Origin of the sequence: Planktothrix paucivesiculata PCC 9631 (assembly GCF_900009265.2) — a bacterium.
Lineage (GTDB): Bacteria > Cyanobacteriota > Cyanobacteriia > Cyanobacteriales > Microcoleaceae > Planktothrix > Planktothrix paucivesiculata.
On record NZ_LR735036.1, the window covers coordinates 1 to 315 of the forward strand.

At 38.4% G+C, this 315-nt stretch carries 1 pseudogene; it reads left to right on the plus strand.

The features are described 5' to 3' along the window. Window positions 1-315 (plus strand): annotated as a pseudogene (locus PL9631_RS25455) (IS701 family transposase); the annotation flags it as partial.

The window sequence follows — 315 nt, forward strand, 5'->3', positions numbered from 1 at the left end:
TGAAACCGAGGAAACTCGATTAGATAATTTAGCTAAATCGTTGCCCCAAGGAGCTTTTAGTGAAATTCAACTCCAACTGGAAAAACCCAAAACTGTGTGGGTAGCAACAAAAGAAATTGAATTATCAAAGTATGCAGGGAAGAAAGTAATAGCCATCGTCATGAATGCTGCTACTTTCGACCAAGCCAGTGATATTGATTATTTAATGACTAATGTTGAAGCTTCAAAAGCTACAGGAGAGTGGATAGTAACGACCTATTCACAAAGAAATTGGATAGAAGTTTTTTACAGGGAAGCAAAGGGCTGGTTAGGGCT